Source organism: Halorubrum sp. C191 (genome assembly GCF_002727095.1).
Lineage (GTDB): Archaea > Halobacteriota > Halobacteria > Halobacteriales > Haloferacaceae > Halorubrum > Halorubrum ezzemoulense.
In genome coordinates this window covers 1-1,609 of sequence record NZ_NHNZ01000018.1, presented here as the reverse complement: position 1 = coordinate 1,609, position 1,609 = coordinate 1, and the positions used below count along the sequence as shown (strand labels likewise).

1 pseudogene is annotated in these 1,609 nt (G+C 51.1%); it reads right to left on the bottom strand.

Annotated elements, in window-relative coordinates:
- Nucleotides 1-600: 600 nt before the first annotated feature.
- Nucleotides 601-1,593, bottom strand: a pseudogene (locus Z052_RS01045) (cell division control protein Cdc6); the annotation flags it as partial.
- Between the last annotated feature and the right edge of the window lie 16 nt (nucleotides 1,594-1,609).

Here is a 1,609-nt window from a genome sequence, read left to right as displayed (position 1 = left end):
TACTACTACTGGCAGTGGCGGGAAGGGGAAAAGGTCCGCTCACAATACAAAGGGCCAGTCGACGCGGACGAGTAGCTTCTGACAAGTATACTGGGACTTAGGTCAGTAGAGCCGTCCATGCTCTCCGGACAAATTCCTCGATAATCTGGTGTTTTAGCCCTTCAAAAACGAGATCACACATCGATAGAGGGGTGTATACTCGATTTAATGGAAAGTGACTTGATAGGGTCAAACAGGTGAGACGCATATCTTCTGTGGTTTGATAACAGACACACCGAACACATCGATAGAGGGGTGTGTGCTCAGGCTAACGGAAAACAGTATTTAATCTGTAGATTGAGTCGAAATAAAATCCAAGTTGTATCGTGGTAGCAGGCTGTTTTGAACACATCGATAGAGGGGTGTGTACGTGAACTAACGGGATATCATGAGCAAGGGGCCTAAGACTAGCGTACAGAATGACAATTGTTTCTTGATAACAACCCTAGGGAACACATCGATAGAGGGGTGTATGCGCAAACTAATGGACACAGTATCAGGTCTACTCGATCCTGAATGGATCTGGAGGGCGACGAACGGTGATCTTAGTGAGAGTCACCCCTACGTCTGGTTGCGGATTTGAGCTTCAACGACGGAGTTGACCTCATCTTCGGAGACCGCCTCAATGCGCGAATCCTCTCGAAGTGTTTCCAGAATTGTTTCTGGTTGCTCTCCGAACTGGAACTCAAGGAACATTCCAGAGCTCGGGCCGTGGCTCCGACGTTCGAAGTCGACCAGCGAATAGGTTGTGAGCTCTTTCATTTTATTGACGTACGTTTCTTGGTGGTACTGATCAGCGTCGATGGCGTCAGTCAGGTACTGGTACACGCGGTAGCCGGTCGTGCTTCGAGCAGACCCGCTATCGGTTTTGGAGGCGACGGCTGCGGTTGCGTATAAGCAGAGCTTCTTTTGTGTACTAATACCACGGACAACCTCAAGCACCCGATTCTTTTCGACTTTGGCTTGTGCGGTGCGGACGTGTTTTTCCCGAACGCGAGTGTCACCTTCCCGTTCAGCTAATTCACCGGCAACACGCATGAGATCAATCGCCTTCCTGGCGTCACCATGAGTTTGTGCGGCGAATGCCGCCGCAAGTGGGATGACAGCCTCGTCGACGACATCTTCGTGGAAGGCGTCTTGCCTGCGTCGAAGAATCGATTGAAGTTGATCGGCATCGTAATCGTCGAAATGGACATCTTCGGGAGTAAACGAGCTAACTGCGCGACTCCCAACAGATTCCATCATCTTCGTGTCGTTCGAGATCGCAACGACCGAGATATACGCGTTTAGGTCGTCGTTCGTCCCAGCCCGAGAGAGCTGATATAGTAGTCGCGAAAACGCGGGCTCTTGTTTGTCCCGTCGTCCAACGAGCATGTCCAGTTCATCGAGGACAAACACGACAGAGTCGAAATGCTCGTTAACGATACGGTAGAGTTCGTCCCATTTCTCCTTCGTCGCGACGCCGTGTTTAGGAACCTCGACAGCAACACCCGCTTCATCGGCAGCCTGTTGGACGAGCTCATACACGGCGATACCCAGCGTATCCAGATCTTCAGTCGATCACATCGGG